Here is a 22,705-nt window from a genome sequence, read left to right on the forward strand (position 1 = left end):
GGCTTTTTTATTGTGTAATAAACATTTTTCGGTACTTCTTCGTTATATAGTTTGTGAATTAAATAATAAAAAATTGTAAAATTTTAACAAAATTAATTTGTGTGCATTGCTAAAAGAAATTACCTTTATATCACTTAAATCAAAAATTAACCACTTAAAGTACAATAAAATCGTTTACAACCATTAAAATCTAAAAGTTATGAAAAAGGTAAATCAATTTATGCTTCTACAATGGCTTGTGTTTTTACCATTAATACTTCCATTGAGTATCGCATCCGGAATTTTGCAAGGAGTCAAACAAGCAGTATCAAGTCTGATACTACAGATTTGGTCCGATGTATCGTCGCCGATTATTCATGAAGAAAACCCAGATTTTTTTGCTTAATATCTTCAGGGTCTAGTTCTAAAAACTCTTCCCAGAATGGAATCGGAGGTACTGCCGCCTTGCAAATAATAGGTTCTTTTTTGATAGGGTGGGTAAAATAGAGACGACGTGCATGTAAGTTAATACTCCCATCAGCATTTGGTCTGTCATAGCCATATTTAAGATCACCTCTGATTGGGCATCCCATGCTTGCTAGTTGTACACGAATTTGGTGTGGACGTCCTGAGATGGGCTCAACCTCCAGCAAATAATGTTTATTAATCGTACCTAAAACTTTATAATATAGTTCAGCTTTTTGAGAACCATTTACTTCAGTATCATGAGCTGTTACAACATTACGCTTTTCATCTTTAACCAGCCAGTGAGTAAGCTTGCCTTTCTCGTTGGCTGGTTTTTTTCTTACCACTGCCCAATAAGTCTTTTGAATTTCACGTTTACGGAAAACCTCCATCATACGCTCCAAGCCCTTTGAGGTACGTGCAAAAATAACCAATCCACTTACAGGACGGTCTAATCTATGAACTGGATGCAAAAAGACGTCTCCAGGTTTATCATATTTCTTTTTGATATATTCTTTTACAGCATCAGTAAGTGTGCGGTCGCCAGTAGAGTCTCCTTGCACGAGAATCCCAGCTCTTTTGCTTACAATGATGATATGATTATCCTCGTAAACTACATGGAAATCTTTCATGATAATAATTGATTAATAGGAGCGTGTGCTCCTGAAGATTAATAACTTTCTTTGGCATTCGGGAAATCTACAGCTTTGACATCTGCTACGTATTGTCCAATGGCTTCGTGCATGATGGTGTCTAAATCTGCATATCTTCTCAAAAAGCGTGGTTTAAATTCCTTGTTGATACCAAGCATATCGTGTACCACCAAAATTTGACCATCAGCATCAGGGCCTGCTCCAATACCTACAGTTGGAATGGTGAGTTGCTCGGATACTTTTTTGGTAAGTGCTGCAGGAATTTTTTCAAGAACAACGCTGAATGCGCCACATTGTTCAAGCATTTTGGCATCTTCGATGAGTTTGCTTGCCTCATCATCTTCTTTGGCACGTACAGAGTAAGTTCCAAATTTGTAAATAGACTGTGGTGTTAGTCCTAGGTGTCCCATTACAGGAATACCTGCACTTAAAACACGAGTAATCGATTCTTTAATTTCGGCACCACCTTCCATTTTAACGGCATGCGCTCCCGATTCTTTCATAATTCGAATCGCTGAACGAAGTGCTTCCGAAGAGTTACCTTGGTATGAGCCAAAGGGAATATCGACTACGACAAGTGCTCTCTTAACTCCTTTCACAACTGATGAAGCATGGTAAATCATTTGGTCAAGGGTAATAGGGAGCGTTGTTTCATGCCCTGCCATTACATTGGAAGCTGAATCGCCAACCAAAATAAGGTCAACACCTGCTGCATCGACAATACGAGCCATCGAGTAATCGTAGGCAGTCAAACAACTAATTTTTTCACCACGATTCTTCATTTCTTGCAAAATGTGGGTGGTGATTCTCTTAATTTCACTATGTACGGACATGGTAGTTCTATCTAACGAATGGTACTTATTTCAAAATTGAGAACAAGAATTGACGAAAAAGTAAAAATTAAATCATTGTATAACAAATGATTAATTATACGAGTAAGAAATTCTTCTTAAATACCGTTTATTAAGCGGTATTCAATATTAAATAATGAGACGTATCTTTGCTTGTAAAATTTCAATTGTGCAAATTTACAGGATTCTTGTCAAAAAACTCTAGCAGAAGGTTTGATAATCCAATGTTTAGCAATTTGGCAATATGACTTTTTTACTTTATATTGTTTCTGTTAGTGACTTTTTGGCTATATTTTTGTCGAAACTAAAGCATTACCAGTAAATCCTATATTAATAATTATAAAACAAGCAGTTATGAAACAAAGTTTTTCAACATCCAGTTTCGCTGTCAATGTTTCTAAGCGACTATCTATGGGGGTTATTTCATGCCTTTTAGCTAGTCAAGTAGCAACTGCACAGACCGAAAGCAAGCCGTCGATTGTTAGTTCAGTGACAGAAAGTGGAATTACAACTACTACTTACTCTAACGGTAAAATTGTAAAATCAGTAGCAGAGGGTTATCATCTTGATACTGCTTTTTATAAAAACAGTAATGTAGTTCTTTCTACAAAACCAAAGCAATATTGGAAAATTACTGATCGTATTGGTGTTGCAACTCCGTTCTGTAAAGAAGGTGAAGATATTACCATGTTCCTTAAATCAGGTGTTTATAACTATTTAACAGTTAATCACTTCTGGGGCAAGGTTGGTTTGGGTATCCTTGGTGGTTATCAAAATTTTGGTGTTAGCGATGACTACAAAGGACCACAAGGTTTGATTGCTCGTAATGCAGCAACAAGAGGTATTCCTACAAGCTCATTAAAATATGATAATGTGGGTAGCTATGAAGATTTCTTGTTGATGATTGGACCTGCTGTATCCCTTCCATTAGGCTCGAAATTCTCTCTAGATATCGATGCAAAAGGTGGTTTGGTGAATACCTCAGCTCCTCGTTTTGGTGCTACAATTCCTGGTAACTTAGGAGCAGATCAAGTAATTTTCCGCTTGAATCCATCGGCATCTAAAAACCAATTAGGTGGTGTTCTTAGTGTAGACTTATTGTACAACTTGTCTAAAACTTGGTCATTAGGTTTGAACGCAGTTGGTTTTGTTACAAAAACTCCATTTACTACAGTGGGGCAAGATGTAACACCTGGCTCTAATATCTTGTTGACTAAAGAAGACACAAGAACTCATGGTGGTTGTAACTTTGGTTTGGCATTGGCACACACATTTGGTGCTTGTAGTGCTCAAACAGTTTATGAACTGTTGCCTCCTCCTCCAGCTCCAGTAGTTTGTGCGGTTCCAACACTTGAATCTGAAAGTGGAAGAATGTATGACTATGGTTCGACTGAAAAACCTACTTTCCGTTGGAAAAGTACTTCTGGTACTCCAGAAAACGAGGAGTATATTTTCAAGTTGTATAAAGCTGATGGTTCGGGTATTCCTGTATATCAGCAAACTACCAAGTCTACTACATTAAACTTACCTAATAATGTTTCGCTTGTAAATGGTGATGAGTGTAGCTTCTATTACTACACTATTCAATCAAGTGTACAAGGTAAATGTTTGTCTGAAGCAAATGCAGCTAGTTTCGGTTACAAAGCAAAACCAGCGCCAATCGCTCCTGTTGCAAAAACTGAAGATCAGTATATCTTTAAAATTTTCGGTGGTTCAACTGCTACCAAATACTTTGGAACAGGTAAGCCAGTGCGTAAGCCTCGTAAGATTGCTAAAGCGGCAACTCCTGCTACAGTAACTGCTGCTCCTGCTAAAAAGCTTATTCCAAGACGTAAAAAAGCAAGTGCAGGGACTGTTACAGGTGTGAAAAAATACAGTACAGTAGTTAATTACGAAAACGTAGCTACAAACCCAAATATCAAATGGCCAGAAGATCTTCCACTTCCTAAATCGCCAGCGGTTTATGAATACGAAGTTCAACGTTTGAGTGCTGGTGATTGTAAGCCAACTGGACAAGTTGCAAAATACAAATTCTATATTGACCCTAAGAAACCAAATGATATCAGAATTATTCCTGATTCTCCAAAAAGAAAATAGTTTCTAACGATCATTATTAAGGCCTCTGATTGAAAAATCAGGGGCTTTTTATTTTTAAGTTGTTACAACCTTTTTACCGTGAATCATGTCTTTAATAGGGAATAGGGAAGAATTTTAAACTATTGCTGATTTGGGATTTCTGATTTCGGAAATATTGAAAATGCTTTACTCTTTATAAAATACTATATTCAAAAAAGTGGGTTATACCTCCGAAATCCAATATCTAAAATGAAAGGTTATTTACATGAGTAATTATAAGGCATTTCTGCTATTCAACACAGTAAGAAAGGAATAATAAAGAGTGGAAAATACTTGGTCAAAATTAGGAAGCAAGCAGTCTAATAATTGATTGGAAAGTACACAGGAAACTAATAGAGAAATTATCAAAGCTTATGGAGAATTTAGAAAGCTCTCGGAATTTTTCTGGGAGTTTTTTTATTGCTTTGATTATCAGGAAGAAATAGATTTTTTGAAAAAATATTAAAAAAATCTGACTACTCATACAACCCTTTCATAAAAAGTGCTGTCTATATAGATAGAAATTATAAAGCAATTAGTGGTAAAAGGACAACCCCTCCGACTTGAATCAGAGGGGTTTTGTTTTTTATGACTAAGCCATTTCCATTTTTTGTTCCATACGCTTACGTACACTTGGATCTAAATAGATTTTACGCATACGAATCGATTGAGGAGTTACTTCTAAGTACTCATCTTTCTGGATATATTCCATTGACTCTTCTAATGAGAATTGGATTTTCGGAGCAATTTTAACGTTAGTATCCGTACCAGAAGCACGCATGTTCGTTAATTGTTTAGCATTTTGAAGGTTTACTTCAATGTCATTTTGACGGTTATGCTCTCCAACTACCATACCTGCATAAACCTCCTCACCTGGATCGATAAAGAATACCCCTCTGTCTTGTAATTTATCTACTGCATAAGCGGTAACCGAACCTGAGTTCATCGAAATCAAAGATCCGTTGATACGTCCAGGAATTGGCCCTTTGTAAGGCTCATACGCTTTGAAACGGTGTGCCATGATAGCTTCACCAAAAGTTGCAGTCAATACTTTTGAACGCATACCAATCAAACCACGTGAAGGAATGTTGAATTCTAAGTGTTGTAAGTCACCTTTTGGTTCCATAATCAACAACTCACCTTTTCCTTGTGTAGCCAATTCAATTACTTTACCAGCAGACTCATCTGGAACGTCTACTACCAATGTTTCGATTGGTTCCAAACGCTCACCATTTTCACCTTCTTTGAAAATTACTTGAGGTTGTCCTACTTGTAATTCATAACCTTCACGACGCATCGTTTCGATTAATACAGACAAGTGAAGGATACCGCGACCAAATACTAAGAATTTATCTTCAGAATCAGTTGCAACAACTTTCAAGGCCAAATTTTTCTCGGTTTCTTTGTACAGACGATCACGTAAGTGACGAGAAGTTACAAATTTACCTTCTTTACCAAAGAATGGAGAGTTGTTGATTGTAAACAACATGTTCATTGTTGGCTCATCAATCGAAATACGTGGCAATGCCTCTTGCACTTCAACATCCGAAATAGTATCACCAATTTCGAAGTCATCGATACCCATCATTGCACAAATTTCGCCAGAAGAAACTTCCTCAGCTTTTGCTCTACCAAGACCTTCAAATGTTTGAAGTTCTTTGATTTTCATTTTCTTCACAGTACCGTCAGATTTCATCAAAGCAACTTGTTGTCCTTCTTTGAAAGTACCACGGTGAACACGACCAATAGCGATACGACCTACGAATGAAGAGTAGTCTAATGAAGTGATTTGCATTTGAGCAGGACCTTCATTGATTGGAGCCGCAGGAATATTGTCGATGATTACATCTAATAATTCAGTAATATCTTCAGTTTTGCGTTTCCAGTCAGTACTCATCCATCCTTGTTTAGATGAACCGTAAAGTGTTTGGAAGTCTAATTGATCTTCTGTTGCACCTAAGTTGAACATCAAGTCAAATACTTGCTCGTGTACTTCGTCAGGGCGACAGTTTTCTTTATCAACTTTGTTGATAATTACGATTGGCTTAAGACCTAAGTCAATTGCTTTTCCTAATACGAAACGAGTTTGAGGCATTGGACCTTCGAAAGCATCCACCAAAAGGCAAACACCGTCAGCCAATTTCAATACACGTTCCACTTCGCCTCCAAAGTCGGAGTGACCAGGAGTATCAATGATATTAATTTTTACGCCTTTGTAGCGAACTGATACGTTTTTAGATACAATTGTGATACCACGTTCACGTTCCAAGTCATTGTTATCAAGAATCAAATCTCCGAATTCTTGGTTATCACGAAATAATTTCGATGCGTGGATGATTTTGTCAACAAGGGTCGTTTTACCGTGGTCAACGTGCGCTATAATTGCAATGTTACGAATGCTTTGCATCTTCGATGAATGTTATCTGTTATTTACTAATCGTTAATCGCCATTTTGCTTTTGTAACACGAATAACTCTTAACGTAGCTCTTGAATGAGGGTGCAAAGGTACGGAGTTTTTCTTAGAAAAGTGCTATTGACCTTCAAATAAAAATGGTATTTTTTTATCTAAATGATTTTTAATGTATTATTATTCAATTGTTTATAATTATTTTTTCTTCATATTTACGATAAGCCCTGATTAGCTACTGCCAACTTATTCCAACTTCGTCGCTAAGAATGCTTTCTTGGTTTTGTGAATCAACTACCGAAACTTTATAGAAGTAGTCTTTTCCCTTAGGTAATCCAGCATCTTTGTAAGTGTTTATACCTACGGGTAAAGTTTGAACTAATAGGGGTGTTCTGCTCTGAGAATCGAACCTGTATACCTTATAATTTTTGAGATTTTTGAATGCTGGTTTGTCCCATTCTACAATAATAGATTGATTATCAGTGATTACTTTTAGCCCTGCAGGGGGAGGTGGTAATACTTTACTTAGTAAAATGGTTGTGGGTGCACTCAGGGCACTTTGAAAATTGTGATGACCAACGGATTTTACAGCATATTCATAACTTTTGCCTGTTATGCCAAGCGAATCAACAAAGGAGTTTTGGATATTTGCCACTGAATTTTGAAAGATGATTTTGTAATCATCTAGCGCTTTATTGCTTGTCGGATTTACTTCTCGTCGATATAATTCATATCCTGTCACATAAGGGCTAATAACAGTCATGTCTTTCCAAATAACCAATACTTTGTTGTTTGACTGTCGGTAGGCTGCTAGTCCAATAGGTGTTGGTAATGACAAGGCCGCTGAAGGTACTGTATAAACTGAGTTAGAGTTTGGGCTTGTATTGTAGCTAGTATTGAAAGACACTACAGAGTAAGAATAAACTTGTGTGGAATCAAGATTTTGGATATTGTCCGTATAAGAAACTAAAGAATCTTTACTGTAAACAAGGTCTGACACTTGAACTTGCTTGCCTTTATAGCCTTCGCCTCGATATACATAATAGCCGCGTGTATTGCGCTCTGAGCGAGTCCACGAGAGCGTCACTATAGTACCTTGTTGCTTAATGGTTAGGTTTTTAGGAGGTAATACAGCTTGCTCGATGCCCTCTAACATACCCGCAACTTTTACCGAAGGGTACCCTTGGTTATAAAGAGAATTCATTTGGAGGTAATAGAAATAGGTTTCGATTGGCTCAACTTTGCTGTCCAAATATGTTGTGTCTGCTGGTTGTAAAGTGGCAATGGCTTGATATGGACCTTCAAAACTTTTGCTTCGGTAGAGTTGGAGGTCTTTTAATGCAATGGCTTTATCAAAACTCCATTTTAACAAAATACCCCTACGTTGATTATCACTATCAGCCGTAAAGTGCTGAAGAATAGGGATATCACTATACGGTTTTACATTTTTTACTAAAATAGTATCGCTAGGAGTCCCCTCATTACCAAAGGCGTCGTAAGGAATAATCATATAACGATAAAGTCGCTTTGCAGAAGTTTGCCTGTCGATTGTTCTGAGGATTACACTGTCTCTTGATGCCGTAAAAAACTTGATGACAGGAATTTCCTGCATGGTAGTTTGGAGATAATACTGACGATATACCTTCCAGCTAAAAGGTAAATTACCCCGTTTTGAAATACGCCATTCTAGCCCCACAAGGTCTTCTTCTGGTAGACTTTTGTTGAATACTAATTCATATTTTGGCTTTTGTGCCACAAAACGAATAGGGGCAGACGTTTGTTCTGACACTTTGGGCGAATTGCTTGTAAGGCGATACTGATAAGTCTGGTTGGCTTGTACCTCTGTGTCGAAATAGCCTAATCCTGCGGTTTCTAGCATCAATGGCGAAGCGTTGAACTCGTAAAGGGAGTCAGAGATAACGGCACGATTCATGAGTTTGGAGAACCTTTTGAATACTGTATCACTAGGGACTTCGTAAAAAGAATTTTTACGATGAGCTTGTCGTAAACGTAAAAGTAAGCTTTGAGTAGAACGATCAACAGTGATGTTAGTTACGGGTTCCCATTCTGTGGAAGTGGCTATTTTGCGTTCGAGTTGGTAACTAAAATTGATGGGGATATTTTTTCCAAAAAGAATAAAAATGCCATTTTTCCAACATAAGTTTGTAAGTTTTGCGAAAAAATGGGAGCACTCATGCTGATTATTAGCAGAAATATGAGTGTTGAGGTATATGTATTGAAAGAAACTTTCATAATAAAGGCAATTGAAAAGTTTAACTATTTACAAGGTTCAGTTTTGCAAGGGCTTAAACTGAGGTCGGCACTAACTCCGCTAGTTCCTCCAGAGAAACTTACACAGAATCCTTTCTCAAGACAATCATCAAAGAGGGTTGAACCACAATCAAATAGTAGTGGTATTTGTTGTTTGAGACATATCTTATTTGAGTTTCCTAGTTTGGCATTTAGGTTTGCTGAGAAATTCCCTTTCGATTTTTGTACCTGAATTTTAATGGCAGCTTCGGCATCGACCGATCCTGTGAGACTTGTACAAGTGATAGCCTTTAGCCCATAGTCTGCATGAACTTTGGCTCTGATGCCTGCGCCAAAATCAACAGTGCCAAATAAGTTTCCATAAAAATAGGCATCCATAAAGGCATCGACGCTAAAATAGGCACTCGCAATAACCAAGTCGATTTCCATAGACAAACCATCGAGTGGCATAGGACGCTCTCCTGTTACATAAAATCCTGCAAAGCCTTGTGCAAAACTACATGGAAGCTGTTTCTCTCGTACATAGGTAAACAATACGCTAGAAGACTCAGCTGGGAGCGCTTGGCTGTAGCTACCAATTAATAAACCTGCTTTTAGAACGGTTGGGTCAGGCAGTGGAACATTGCTGACAATACCCGCTGCTGTGAGAATCCAACCTTGAGGGTCAAATAATACCTGAGCTACTCCTTTCATCTCAAGACCTTCAACTCCTTGTGTGAGCTTACTTAGGTCTATAGTGCCAATTAAGCGTTTTTTCTCAATATCATAAGTAAGTTGTAAACCCGGTAAGGAAGGTAAATTGTCAGCTTGGATTTTTTGGTCTGAAGCCTTGATTTCACCAAATACCGTAAATTTCATACGATTTGGTTGGCTTTGGGTTCCTTTGTAATTATCTAAATCCCCTTCAAAAGTTAGGAAAGACCAATCTTGATTTGGACTTGCCGTTAGGGTAAGGGCAATATTTCTGAGTTTGGTATCACTCGCCCCTGAGCCACCAATCGGGATAGATTGTTTTGGGAGGTTTGGAAATTCTGTTTCTACAGGAACAATCTTAGTTTCGGTTGGGGTATGGATTAAGGCTACCTTGATGGGCTGTAATTTGCCAGGTTCTTCTATTTTGCCAGTAGCTACAAAACGCCCATTCTCAAACGTTTGCTTATCTGTTCCGGCTACCGATGAAAAGCGAACATATCCTTTGGCTTCAAAACCAAGGTCGAAAGTACTTAGTTGGATTGCTGGAGTAGATTTAACAAATTTTACTACCAACATTTGGTCGTTGGCAACTCTTTGAATGCCTATTGAGCCTGAGCCAACCAATGAGAAGTAGTCAGCACCTGTATTGATAGTATTAGGTTTGAAATTGACTAAATTAAAAAGTTTATAGTTGCTACTTTCATTACTAAAAGACAAAATGTCCTCACCATTGTCGAGCAATGAAATCATGCTTAAGGTAATGTCCTGATTCGGAAATCCTTTGAATTTCACAAGGTCTTCTTTTTTGATTCTTCCAGCATAGCCAGCACTGCCTGACGGAACGCTCAGTTTCCAATGTCCTGAGGCATCGCTACCAGTTTTGGCATCATAACCAAAATAGATTTTATCGCCAGAAACAGTAGTTTGTAGTTGGGCAATGCCAGCTACATTTAGGCTTTCTACTTTAAAATCGCTAATGTCAAGAAGATTAGAACGTAGCATAAAACTTGAAAAAGGAACATCTATCTTGCCTGTTTTGATGATACCATTTGAAGACGTAATTCCTCCTTCGGTGGGTGAAATAGACCAGTTCTTTACTTCTACACTCCATTTACCTGCAAGATTAAAGGACATCGCTTGCCCAGTAACTGCTTTTACTTGATCAGAGGTTAATTCTATTTTACCGACATTGAGTTTAAAAGCGGATGGATTGGCATTTGGTATTTTACAATCCAAACTAACATCCAAAATTATTTTGCTACCACTTATCGTAGAAGTAGCTGTTTGAGCTTGGGCATCAAAGCCAATAAATTTGAACTTGATAGGGTTTCCTTGCTTGTTGCAAATATTAAATTTGCTCGGAATATCAGGTAAGGACGAAATAATTGGAATGTTACGGTTTAGAACCCCATTGTTATTGATAGCAAAATAAAATTCATTTTCGTCAAACTCTAAATGGCTACTTGGATATTTGAAGGAGTTATCAATAATTTGAGTTAAGCCATTAACTGAACTCGACAAATCCCCACTTTTGGCAATCGACAAATAATAGTCGCTATTAGCTGGAACTGTTTTGGTATTGTAAGTATCATTATAGCGCATTTTTAAATAGCTATGTTGAAGGTTTACTTTTTGAGATACACAAACGGTTTTGTCTCCAACCTTGCTGAATTCGGCACCATAAAATGATACTTTCATATCGCTGTCAAATAGTTTGAACACCATTACATTATCTAGATTGGTATTCACTTGGATTCCTCCTGGTCCTTGAACGGTGCCATTCCCTGTGTTTGTTTTATTGAAAGAAATCGTTCCTCTCACCAACAAATTACCGTTAGCTTGTTTTTGGGCTTGTTCAATTTGAATCGGAAATCCCCATAGTGTGGTAATATTGAAATCACTTTCTTTGATATTGAGTGTTACATTTTTTGCATTTTGAGTATTTACATACACCTCATCACCAATGTAAGCTTTACCATTGTTGGGGTTATAGGTAGCTACCACACGTGCATACGAGGCCGCTTCTGGATAAGAAAGTTTGAAGCTTCCATCTGCTTCACTTTGCGTTGTGTAAGAAACGCCATTGATGCCTGCTGTCATAGATACTTCTGCTCCTTTAACAGGCTGACCATTGAGTATCACTTTGCCTGCAATCTTAAAGCCGTTTTTCAGTATTACATCATCATAAAGCTGGTATTCTCGACTTTCCTCGTTGGTAAAGGCAATGGTCTGTGGTATATACCCCATTTTGGCTGGGGAACTTACTTTCATTTGTAGATAGTTGACAGATACATTTTTGAATTGTGCCTCTACCCAGCCATCTTTATCTGAATAAAATACTTGCCCTAGAATATCTACAGAAGCTTTTTCAATCGCTTGGATGACATTCTTGGTAGTGGTTTTACCATTAGCATTGAGCGTAACAAGTTGCGTTTCGCCCATTACTCTGAATTTGACACGGTGATTGCGTTGATATACTGTAATCTTATCTAGTACTTTTACACCATCTGGAACTGTTACCCAAGCATTTTCCTCAAAATAAGATATATCCTTGGGAATAACATTGACCAATGAAAGCATCTTAGGAATAGCATAGGTAAAATAGATACCAGTATTGGCGGAGGTTTCAACATAAGGTCCTTTCCCAACTTTGACATACGCTCCAACTCCTTTATTTTGCTCATTGACGATTGTGCCTGCAACCAGTCCCTTAGGTGTGAGGGGGATTTCTTTTTGCACCAGCTGTACACCATTTTTTAGGGCTGGAATAGATTCTGTGTATTCGTCTTGGTTTTCATAGTTGTAAGAAGGATGACTGATTGTAAGTGTTGACTCCAGACCAGTTTGTAAATTATTGAATACTACATAGCCATCCTTGTCAGAGTAGGTACTAATAGTTTCTTTAGAAAATAATTTCTTGAAAACCATGGAAGCACTAGCACTTGCAACACCATCGGTGGCCTTGTCTTTTCGGACAACACGATACGAAAGTCGTGGTTTGGCTGGACTCATTAGACGTGTTGTACTGTTTTGGAAATGATTATACTCACTATTGAAAGTATAAGCACCAAAAGCATTATTCGTCTTTTCATTATCCTGAGAAATGATAATCCCTACATAATCTGAAGGGAAATTAGATTTGTCGGATTTATCCAAATTGCCATAAGTATTGTTTGTACCTGAGTTTGGGTTAGATTGTACAGCCAGATAATATACATCCGAGGCTATGCCGGAGTGACGGATTAGTCGCTTGAGTAATACCTTGCCAGAACCATTAGTTACCTCTTTTGAAATGATTTCATATCCCTTTCCATTATTATCACTGGCGTAAGTATTGAGGTGCATACCTTCGTTTTGTGGAACTCCCGCAGGTCTACTTTTCCAAGCGCGCAATAAAAATACATCCATGCCACTCAAGGCACTATTAGGTGATGCCTGATTGGGGTCACTATTAGATTTAACGGCTACTTCGAGACTAAAACTTTGAACCAGCGACATCAGAGTGCCTACGTTTTTGGACTCAAGAGGATATATCTCAATATTGTCGTCGGGACTACAGTAATAAGGGCTTTCGACTACGATGCGTATGTAGCGATACAAATCACCAGTTACGTATGAAGGAAACTCCCCAGAGGTGTTACCAATCGTCATGTTCTTTTTGACGAGTCCCCATTTGGGCATTTTATCAAAATTAATGATCATAGAAAAAGAACCATCATTGGTCGTTTTTCCAGTACCAATGATCATATCCGAATCTGCATATTCGGGTTGTCCACTAAAACTGTAATTGTTGCGAATCACTACCGAAGGAGTACCATCTGGGCTTACTTGATGTTGACCAGAAATATTATAGTTAACACCTTTGGCATTTTTCATAACATACATAACTTGAGCCTTTACGGTTGTATTTGCTAAAGGAGCTAGGTCTGTTTCATTAGGGTCAGAATATTTACTGATGATTTTTCCTGTAAGTGTTGCAGTAGGAGGAAAAGGCGAAATAACAGTTAAAGTTGTAGACTGAGTAACATTCATGTTTTTTGAAAAACTGATAGAAAAAGGCTGAGCATCTTTGATGTCCATTTCACTTGTCCACAAATAATAGACATCATTTTCATCGGCTTTACAAAGAAGGTTTTCGAAAAGAACCTCACCATTATTATCGGTTTTTTCGGTGGCAATGAGTTCATAATTTGAAGATTTTTTGGCAAACAAATCCACATCTTTAGGATCAATAGATGGGCTAGGAACACCAGCAGATGAAAATCGAGTAATCATACCTTCAACAGGTGGACGCACTCCCGAGTAGGAGTTTCCGCCTAAGCCAATGCCTGGGGTGTTATTGCCAATACCTCCGCCAAAACCGTTTGGTACAGTTCCTGAGCCAATTTGCCAACCTCCAGTATTCGAAGAGGAGGAAGCTTTTTTGAGACGATATAAATAAACAGTACGATTTTCTAATATTTCTTTTTTGGAGATATTCTTGTATCCTTCTTGTAAACGAACTTTTAATTTAAAGCCTTTTGCTTCAGTTTTGATAAGTCCTAAATCTATATCTCCGTCCTTGGTATTAAATAAAACGGCATTTGGGTAGTCTTTGTAATAGGGACTATCTGAGACAATTTTGAATATCGTTGTAATAGGCTGTCCTTTAAAAAATTTCCCAGTTGGTTGATTGACTTTGTTAAAGTCGTTTACCCCAAAATCAAAACTTCCATCAGAAAGAGTGGTAGTTTGTGACATAAGTTTTTCATCCAATACACGATAATCGTTTCCTCCTTTGTCAATAACTTCTTGTAAATAAAGTGCTAAGGAAGCATTGGATGCCTTATAAGCAGCTGTTTGCTCAGGGTAAGCATAGGTTAATTTTCCTTTGATATGCCTTTGGGCTACTACCAAAATAGAGTCTTTTTTCCTGAAGGTAAAATCACAACTTTGTTCAGCCACAACTTGGTTATTGTTGGGGTCGATTTGCTGAACTTTCATATTGTACTTATTGCCATTTACGACGCCTATTTTACTGATATCATCTTCCTGAAAATAAGGGTTACTAAGTGTTTTATTTACAACGACACTTTGTTTGCTATCAGTAATTACGAGATTGTAGCGTTCAGGAACTGTAGGTCTTTGGGGCTTCCAGCGAAGATAGAATGCAATATTTATCCCTGCTTTTATATCATCTCCACATTTTTTAGGAACTAAGATTGAGATGGCATTATCAATGTCACGAGCTTTTTGGGTTTGATAGGTAAACTGATATATTTCGGAATAACCTTGATTTCGAAATGATGTGCGCCCCGTTGGGTCTACGGCTTGCACGCTAAAAGCATAACTTCGACCTGCTACCAGCAAAGGAAATGATGGACCGTAATTTAAAAAGTTTACATTGGTTTGTTGCTCCAAGATGTAAGGTGTACCCAAACGCATGATATTGTTTGGGTTCTGACCAGTGGGAAGTTCTTTAATCCTAAAAATATAGCGTGTGCCAGCAGGAGCTTGGGCAGGTACTGTCCATGCAAACTGAATATTTTGTGGGGTGCTTACCATTACTTCTGTTTCATTTTGTGGACGCAAAATGATGGGAGGTTCAATACTTTGAATCGGGAAAGTATTGGAACATCCTAGCGGTTCTTCGTCAGATATAGGGCGAAGTGTGGCAGGGTCATAAGCTCTCAAACACAAACGGTATGAGCCTTCAGGAATAGCGCCTGTACGGATAAGCGTATTTTTATCTATCCCAGAAACCTGAATTTTATTGATGTCAAAAATACGACTAAAGTCATTAGCTGATAAGCGGAGGCTTTGGAGAGCATTTACGGTTAAAGTTGTTTGCCCGACAAAAGGCACTGCTTTTAGTGAAACGCCATTGTCATCGGTTAATTCTCCGCCCAAAACAAACGTGTAGCTTTGTCGAGAAAGGTTTTGTACCAGTATCACAACTTGATTGCTACGAGTTTGTAAATCGGATATTGTTGTTGGATATGGAGGCAACATCGTTACCTGAATTTTTAGCGGAGATTGAGCTTGACTGAGAATACTTACCCATAGGAAAAGCATCAAGAAAAAGTACTTTTTCATAATAGTAAAAGTTTGAGGACTTACTTTTTGAAAAGGGCTACTGCTTGAAAATCAACCTGATGAGGTTGTTTCAAACAGTATATGATTAATATGGGTTTTAGAAAAGAAGATTATAGCTTACCTCGCCTCGTATTTCTGTGTATTTGAGATTGGTACTAGAGGCTGCTTGAGGCGAATTGCTAATCAGAAAACTGTTTAGCGCGAAGCGATGATGTCGATTTACCTGATACGTAGCACCAACATTTCCGTTGATAATAGTACTTTTTTCACCTCCACGGTCGCCTAACAAATAACTCACACTGCCTCTTAGGTTAAATTTATTATCTTTCCAAGATTTGTCAGAACCTAGCGTGACACCATAGTTTTTATCACTCAGATAAGAACCTGTGATAGTGGTGTAATTGAGAGTGCTATAAATAGAAAAATTACTGGCGTTGAAAGAAAGGTTGTAATTGAGAAATATATTTTGAGAACTCAAATTTCTTGATTTACTATCTTGAGAATAGGTATTATTAAAATCCTGCAAATCCATCAGGTTATAGGATAGCATTATAGAATTGGACTGTTTTTCTCCCAAAATTGTATAGCGTGGATTAATCGATAAATTTTGAGTTGTTTGAGTAATTCTGACAGTATCCGAAATCCTGAGTGCGTTTGGTGTCTGATTGTTTGAGTAATTAGAATAGTTGATATCTAATCCTAATTTTTCGGTAAAGTCAGTACTCAAATTTGCCGATCCAATGACTTTTTTGGATTCTGATTTTTTCTGTTTATTTAAGTTATCTCTTTGTAAACCTATACTTCCATTAAATCTGAATTTGTTTTTGAAGATGGAAAATTGTGGGGCAATGGTGATGTTTTCGATGTCGGAATTAAAGAAATAAGCTCCCATCGTTTTGTATTCTGGGTCGATGCGCCTATACTGGAGCCGTAGTCCCCACGACCTACTTTTGTACCGAAGTGCCGTTTGAACAGCCGTGTACAGCTCGGTAGTCCCATTGACCTTGAGTAGCTGGTCGAGTGTGTTTCCTGAAATGGGAAGTTTACTTTTATCGATTTCAGCACTCGAATTAACATCCTTTGTATAGCCACTCGCTCCAGCTTCGGTATCCCATGAGAGCTTTGACGAAAAGGAAATACGCATGTTCAAGCCCAAAGCTAGGTTTTCGGCAGCTGTGGTACTTGACAAATTGGGGTTTCCTTGTTGGGCAGATACATCAAACAGCGCACTTCCCATTTTATCAGATGCTTTGAGGGCACTGATTTCGAAAAAGGTTTTGTCGGTGCCATAACCAATTTTGACAGCCATACCAGTCCTATCGAATGCCACAGGTACTAACGATAGGGTAGTGGAGTCCAATTTGGTAGCTTTGTTGAGCTGACCATACATGAATCCCATTCGGAATTTGCCAGGTGTTAGCTCTATGCCGCCCACCCAACATGGTATGCCCACCCAAGGTAAACTGATTGAAGGATACATTGCGATAGCCGCCATGTAGCGTGAGCCATTTGTAAGTAGGGCTTAGCCCAAATTGAGCAAATGGCTGAGCAATTTTACTTTCCTGATTGCTAAAAGTAAAAGCAAATGGAATCGCAAGCCCATAAAGGTTCAGCGTTGGCGCTCCTGATAAAACGTAAGATGTACTTGGGTATCTTGGCGAGATACCGTTGGCAGAATAGTAAATTCCTCTTAGATCAATATTTCCTGATAGGGAGACTGGCTTTTGTTGAGATAAATTTTCAATGTTTTGTGTGTAGAGAGGTTCAAGAGAGGAAAAATACAGGATAAGTACAACTACTAAACGGCAATTGTTAGAAGTTTTCATAGTAATAGTACGGACTATTGAATATTTGAGTCAATATTACAATTTCTTGAACTATCTAAGAAGGAAAAATCAGGAATCTGAGTAATCGGTATTTAAACTGTAGTTTTTCTTTAAGTATTATGATTGTGAGTGATTTATGTGATTGTGGAAATATTGCTAAGATTGCTTGATTTGTACTTTGAGTTCGATAAAACTACCTTTTCCCACTCTAGAAAGTATAGTAATACTACCACCAAGACTTTCAGCTCGTTTACGCATATTTCCTAAACCATTACCTGCTTTGATGAGATTTTCGTCAAAACCAACGCCATTATCCTTGACGAATAAACGTAGCTCTGAATTTTCAAAACTGATTTCAATGTTTACCTCTGTCGCTTCAGCATATTTGACAATATTATTAATTGCCTCTTTGAAGATCAAATAGAGGTTATATTGTTTGTTCGCTGATAGCTGAATTTCGGGTAAATTTTCAGTTTGGAAATAATAATTGATATTTTTAGGTTCAAAAACTTCTGCCGCAAATTCTTTCATTTTGACTAATACTTCGCCAAAACTATTACTCGTCTGTCTAGTTGTCCAGACAATATCACTTAATGAACGTTGTACTTTTTGAGAACTTTCATTGATACGTTGAACTAGCTCTTTTACAGATAGTGGATTTTTATCTATTTGGTATTCAACAACTTGGCTTAGTATTCCGATACTACTCAATGTGCTACCAATATCGTCATGCAAGTCACGTGCGATGCGGCTTCTGATTTGTTCATTTTCGCGAAGTTGTTGGATTACTTCGGCTTGATACTTTTCTTTTTCTAAACGATAATAGTTGATGCGATACGCTAAGGCAAATGACAGGAGTACGACTTCCAATGCCGAACCTACCTGTAGGGCATTGCGGGTAAAATTGTCGCTTTGTAAAACATTAGAAAGTTGTAAAATAAATATCAAGGCACTCACCAACATCACAGCCCAAGCCACTAAGAAAAACAAGGCTGCTTGAGAACCTTGAATCCAAATATAAATGGCTAAAAATAGGATATACATTACGGCCAAAAAGGCAATACTATGTAAAATTTGTGTGCTCATTGCTCCAGCCCCCAACCAATTGGCCACCAAGAAAAACGTAATAGCAGACAAAAGAATACGAACTGTTTTATACGAAGCAGGAAGGTATTTGTTGGCATCCAAAAAGCTTTCAGCAAACAATAGTCCAAAGCCAATAGCCGCCGAAATAAATACCGAGGTAAAATGGTTGAACCAGATAGCATTGGGCCAAAGATACTCATGGGCAATTCCTTTATTGAATGAGAAAAAACCCGCAAAAGCCAATACATACATGACATAGTATAGGTATTCTTTACTTCGTACTGTCCAGAAAATAAAGAAGTTGAAGATGGCCATAACTAGCATGATACCCAAATAAATACCTTGCATGAGGTCTTTGGGATGGTTGTCTTCAAAGAAAATCTTAAGGGGGGCTACTCTTAAGGGAAATAAGAGTGGTAAATTATTTTGGATACGGATATAATAGGTACACTTTTGGTCTGAATTAAGCTCCAAATCTACCAGATACAAATTGGTTTGTATATCTCTCTTACTTTTATGTTGATAAACACCTAGCCTTTTGTGAGTGATGGTTCCATGATCTACTCGATAAATGGAGATACTATCGAGAACGGGTTCGCCTATCTCAAGATATAAACGTTGACCAGATTTGTTGACCAGTGTAAAGCGTGACCAAATAACCGATTTTGTGATACCGAAATTAGGACTAGCTTGAAGACTTTTGATAAAACGAGCGTCGACATCAGGGCGTTTCAATACATCATATAATGAATACATTCCTTTTTTATCCTCCAGTATTTCAATATTATTTCCAATAGAGAGTGCCTGATTAGGATTTTCAATCACGATTTCTTTTTGAGAAAATGCGAGCTGTGAAGAAAGAATAATCAAAGTTAGAAGTACCCAACGAATCATATTAAAAGAGAAATTAATAGCCTAGTCGATTGTTTAGCATAGTTGTAGTAAAGGAATAGAGCATTTATAAGAAATCAAACCTACGAAGTTACCTGCATTTATCAAAGTATGTACAATAAAAAAGGCGAGAAACTCTCGCCTTTAAAAATTAGATAAGCCTTTTTAGTTCATGGTAAGATTAACAATGTTGCTTGAATGTACAACCTTTTCTCTACCAAGTATATCTCTTACAGCTTGCGCGATGCCCTCTGGGTCAAAACCACACTCTTTGTGTAATTCAATTTGTTCGCCATGCTCAACAATTCTATCTGGAATACCAAGGCGTTTGATTTGTGCCGAATAATCATGGTCTAGCATAAATTCTGCTACCGCCGAACCAAATCCTCCTTGAAGACAACCATCTTCTACGGTAATTACCTTGTCAAAGTTTTGGAAAATCTCATGCAGCATAGCTTCGTCCAAAGGTTTCACAAAACGCATATCATAGTGAGCAGGATTGATACCTTCCAGAGCAAGCTCTTCGCAAGCTTTTACAGCATAGTTTCCGATATGTCCCAGCGTAAGGAGTGCTACCTTTTCGCCATCTTTAACTTTGCGACCTTTTCCAATTTCCATTTTTTCAAATGGCGTTTTCCAATTTGGCATAACACCCTCGCCACGTGGATAACGAATAGAAATAGCTTGCTTTAATTCTTTAAAATCATCCAAAGATGTGGTAAACATGATATTGCGAAGCTCTTGTTCATTCATTGGTGAAAAAACAATCATATTTGGAATACAACGCATATAGGCAATATCATAAGCACCATGGTGGGTTGGGCCATCTGCACCTGCAAAACCAGCTCTGTCAAGACAGAAGATTACTGGTAATTCCTGTATTGCTACATCATGCACCACTTGGTCAAAAGCACGTTGCATAAATGTAGAGTAGATATTACAGAATACTGTCAAGCCTTGTGTAGCCATCCCTGCCGAGAATGTAACTGCATGTTGTTCGGCTATACCTACGTCAAAAGCACGATGAGGCATTGCCTTCATCATAATATTGAGCGAGCTACCTGAAGGCATTGCTGGCGTAACTCCCATAATTTTGGGATTTTGCTCTGCCAATTCAACAATAGTATGACCAAAAACATCTTGATATTTGGGAGGCTGAGGAGTAGCGTAAACTTTCTTCTTAATCTCTCCTGTAATTTTATCAAACTTCCCTGGAGCGTGCCACAAAGTTTGATCTTTTTCGGCTAAAGCATAACCTTTTCCTTTGGTCGTAATACAGTGAAGAATTTTTGGGCCAGGAATATCTTTTAGGTCATTTAAAACCGTTGCTAGATACTCAACATCATGTCCATCGATTGGGCCAAAGTAACGTAGATTCAATGACTCGAATAGATTACTTTGTTTGAGTAAAGTAGCTTTCAGCCCATTTTCGATTTTAGAAACAATTTCTTGTGCTGATTTTCCAAAATTGGACATTTTGCCAAGCAAGTTCCAAACTTCGTCTTTTACTCTATTGTATGTATGTGAAGTAGTAATATCAGTTAAATATTCTTTCAATGCACCCACATTTGGGTCGATCGCCATACAGTTGTCGTTCAAAACAATCAACATATTGTTGGGAATATCGCCAGCGTGGTTCATGGCTTCAAAAGCCATCCCTGCCGTCATAGAGCCATCACCAATTACTGCGATGTGTTGTCGGTGGTTTTCGCCTTTGTATTTTGACGCCACAGCCATACCCAATGCTGCTGAAATTGAAGTAGATGAGTGACCTACCCCAAAGGCATCATAAGGACTTTCTTTGCGTTTTGGAAAACCAGAAATTCCTCCATACAAACGATTTGAATGGAAAGAATCCTTACGACCTGTCAAAATTTTATGTCCATACGCCTGATGACCTACATCCCAAATCAACTGGTCGTCGGGCGTATTAAATACGTAATGAAGTGCAACTGATAATTCAACAACACCAAGTGATGCGCCAAAGTGGCCACCATACACCGATACGTTATCGATGATATACTGACGTAGTTCGTCGCAAATTTGCAACAATTCCGAGCGGTCACGTTTTCTCAAATCCTCAGGGGAGTTGATTTGAGCTAATATTTTGCCTGGTGTAATTTGCATGATTTCGATTGGTCTAAAAGTAGCATTTACTCTACTTGTTTGTTGCTTGGTACGTATCAACTGAGTGTTAAACAATTCAATTGCCTGAAGTATAAACTATGAGGGTTTTAAATTGTTTAAAAAAAATCTAATGGAAAGATTGATCGTTGCGCGGTCCAAATATGGTGCAATTTACGCAATTATTTTGGGCAAATAAAAAAGGGGATGTGTGTATTCAAGCACAACCCCTTTTTGTCGCTAATCTGCGATAGATTTTTCTTTATTTTTGAGAAGCTTTAAATAGCTTTTGTTTTTCTTCTTTGGTAAGACTTTCGTAGCCCGAGCGAGAGATTTTATCTAGTATTTCATCTACCTCTTCTTCGTCAGGAAATCCCGAATGACTGCTCGCTGTGCTACTATAGCTAGCTTCTTTTTGGCGATATGCTACCCGAATCTTGGGTTCATTTTTTCTTTTGAATAATTTTTCAAAAAACTCAATAACTGCTTCAATTGGAGTACTAAAATCTCTTCCCGCTCTGAGTTGTCTAATATAAATATAGCCGAAAATAGCTCCACCCAAATGTACAATTTCTCCACCTGCATTAGCACCAATAGACCCCGCCAGAGATATAATCAACAACAGGAATGCAATATATTTGATGCGTACAGAACCTATTAAAAATAAGAAAAATGAATAGTCAGGTGCTAAAGTTGCCGCCGCAAACACCACTGCCATTACACTTCCAGAAGCTCCAATAATAGAAGTACTTGCTATATTCTGATGATAATAAGGAATAAAATTGAATGCCAATACTGCTAATACTGCCCCAAATATTGCACCAACAATATATAGACCTACGAGTCTTCTACTACCTATATATTCCTGAAGGATTGAGCCAAACCAATACAGCATGAGCATATTAGGAAATATATGAACAATAGGGTTGATGTGATGCAGAAATGAGTACGTAAGAAGCGTCCAAGGTCTAAATAACAAAGTGGTGGGCTCAGGAGAAAGGCTTACATAAGAAAGCAGCGTATAGTATAAATTACCACCTTTAAAGAACAACGTAAAAGTTACAAATAAAAGTAGCGTAAAGATATAGATAGCCACATTCAACCATATTAGCTGAATTAATCCATTGTTACGCTTGGAAAAAGCATCTTTAAAATCATCCAAAATCCCACTCATTGTGATAATCTTTTCAAAACCTATATAATACGGGTCAATTAAATTTTAGCAAAATTAACGATAAAATATTTTGTGTACTCATTAGAAATAACCT

The 22,705-nt window shown here is 37.9% G+C and carries 11 protein-coding genes; 1 reads left to right on the top strand and 10 read right to left on the bottom strand.

Annotated elements, in window-relative coordinates; translation table 11 throughout:
* Window positions 1-350: 350 nt before the first annotated feature.
* Window positions 351-1,076 carry an RluA family pseudouridine synthase gene (locus BWI92_RS00165; protein ID WP_176464323.1) on the bottom strand — a complete coding sequence of 242 codons (726 nt, stop codon included), beginning with the start codon at window positions 1,074-1,076 and terminating at the stop codon, window positions 351-353.
* A gap of 38 nt (window positions 1,077-1,114) precedes the next feature.
* Entirely contained in the window at window positions 1,115-1,930 is an 816-nt protein-coding gene (panB, locus tag BWI92_RS00170) for a 3-methyl-2-oxobutanoate hydroxymethyltransferase (protein WP_095160107.1), read from the bottom strand.
* Between the two features lie 372 nt (window positions 1,931-2,302).
* Between panB and BWI92_RS00175 the strand changes: the two genes are divergently transcribed.
* Complete coding sequence (locus BWI92_RS00175; RefSeq protein ID WP_095160108.1) at window positions 2,303-4,045, top strand: hypothetical protein; 1,743 nt, start codon at window positions 2,303-2,305, stop codon at window positions 4,043-4,045.
* Between the two features lie 610 nt (window positions 4,046-4,655).
* Here the strand turns inward: BWI92_RS00175 and typA are convergent.
* The 8 genes from typA to BWI92_RS00215 form a co-directional block, all read right to left on the bottom strand.
* Window positions 4,656-6,470, bottom strand: coding sequence for a translational GTPase TypA (typA, locus tag BWI92_RS00180; protein WP_095160109.1), 1,815 nt, complete (start codon window positions 6,468-6,470; stop codon window positions 4,656-4,658).
* A gap of 236 nt (window positions 6,471-6,706) precedes the next feature.
* Window positions 6,707-8,404, bottom strand: coding sequence for a hypothetical protein (locus tag BWI92_RS00185; RefSeq protein WP_095160110.1), 1,698 nt, complete (start codon window positions 8,402-8,404; stop codon window positions 6,707-6,709).
* A 344-nt stretch (window positions 8,405-8,748) separates the two neighbouring features.
* Window positions 8,749-15,510 (bottom strand): carboxypeptidase-like regulatory domain-containing protein, encoded by a 6,762-nt coding sequence (locus BWI92_RS00190; protein WP_095160111.1) that lies wholly within the window; start codon window positions 15,508-15,510, stop codon window positions 8,749-8,751.
* Window positions 15,511-15,607: 97 nt separating this feature from the next.
* Window positions 15,608-16,909, bottom strand: coding sequence for a hypothetical protein (locus BWI92_RS00195; RefSeq protein WP_176464324.1), 1,302 nt, complete (start codon window positions 16,907-16,909; stop codon window positions 15,608-15,610).
* Complete coding sequence (locus BWI92_RS00200) at window positions 16,827-17,336, bottom strand: hypothetical protein (protein WP_095160113.1); 510 nt, start codon at window positions 17,334-17,336, stop codon at window positions 16,827-16,829. The genes BWI92_RS00195 and BWI92_RS00200 overlap by 83 nt, the downstream gene beginning before the upstream one ends.
* A 156-nt stretch (window positions 17,337-17,492) precedes the next feature.
* Window positions 17,493-19,316 (bottom strand): 7TM diverse intracellular signaling domain-containing protein, encoded by a 1,824-nt coding sequence (locus BWI92_RS00205; protein ID WP_095160114.1) that lies wholly within the window; start codon window positions 19,314-19,316, stop codon window positions 17,493-17,495.
* Between the two features lie 162 nt (window positions 19,317-19,478).
* Window positions 19,479-21,440 carry a 1-deoxy-D-xylulose-5-phosphate synthase gene (dxs, locus tag BWI92_RS00210; RefSeq protein WP_095160149.1) on the bottom strand — a complete coding sequence of 654 codons (1,962 nt, stop codon included), beginning with the start codon at window positions 21,438-21,440 and terminating at the stop codon, window positions 19,479-19,481.
* 259 nt (window positions 21,441-21,699) lie between these two features.
* Window positions 21,700-22,611 (bottom strand): rhomboid family intramembrane serine protease, encoded by a 912-nt coding sequence (locus BWI92_RS00215; protein WP_095160115.1) that lies wholly within the window; start codon window positions 22,609-22,611, stop codon window positions 21,700-21,702.
* Window positions 22,612-22,705 lie beyond the last annotated feature (94 nt).

Source organism: Flectobacillus sp. BAB-3569 (genome assembly GCF_002270355.1).
In the GTDB taxonomy this organism is placed as follows: domain Bacteria; phylum Bacteroidota; class Bacteroidia; order Cytophagales; family Spirosomataceae; genus Flectobacillus; species Flectobacillus roseus.

Coding starts and splice junctions, on each gene's coding strand:
- panB (WP_095160107.1), bottom strand. CDS start 1,930: ATGTCCGTACATAGTGAAATTAAGAGAATCACCACCCACATTTTGCAA.
- BWI92_RS00165 (WP_176464323.1), bottom strand. CDS start 1,076: ATGAAAGATTTCCATGTAGTTTACGAGGATAATCATATCATCATTGTA.
- typA (WP_095160109.1), bottom strand. CDS start 6,470: ATGCAAAGCATTCGTAACATTGCAATTATAGCGCACGTTGACCACGGT.
- BWI92_RS00200 (WP_095160113.1), bottom strand. CDS start 17,336: ATGAAAACTTCTAACAATTGCCGTTTAGTAGTTGTACTTATCCTGTAT.
- BWI92_RS00185 (WP_095160110.1), bottom strand. CDS start 8,404: ATGAATCGTGCCGTTATCTCTGACTCCCTTTACGAGTTCAACGCTTCG.
- BWI92_RS00175 (WP_095160108.1), top strand. CDS start 2,303: ATGAAACAAAGTTTTTCAACATCCAGTTTCGCTGTCAATGTTTCTAAG.
- BWI92_RS00195 (WP_176464324.1), bottom strand. CDS start 16,909: ATGGGATTCATGTATGGTCAGCTCAACAAAGCTACCAAATTGGACTCC.
- BWI92_RS00205 (WP_095160114.1), bottom strand. CDS start 19,316: ATGATTCGTTGGGTACTTCTAACTTTGATTATTCTTTCTTCACAGCTC.
- BWI92_RS00215 (WP_095160115.1), bottom strand. CDS start 22,611: ATGAGTGGGATTTTGGATGATTTTAAAGATGCTTTTTCCAAGCGTAAC.
- BWI92_RS00190 (WP_095160111.1), bottom strand. CDS start 15,510: ATGAAAAAGTACTTTTTCTTGATGCTTTTCCTATGGGTAAGTATTCTC.
- dxs (WP_095160149.1), bottom strand. CDS start 21,440: ATGCAAATTACACCAGGCAAAATATTAGCTCAAATCAACTCCCCTGAG.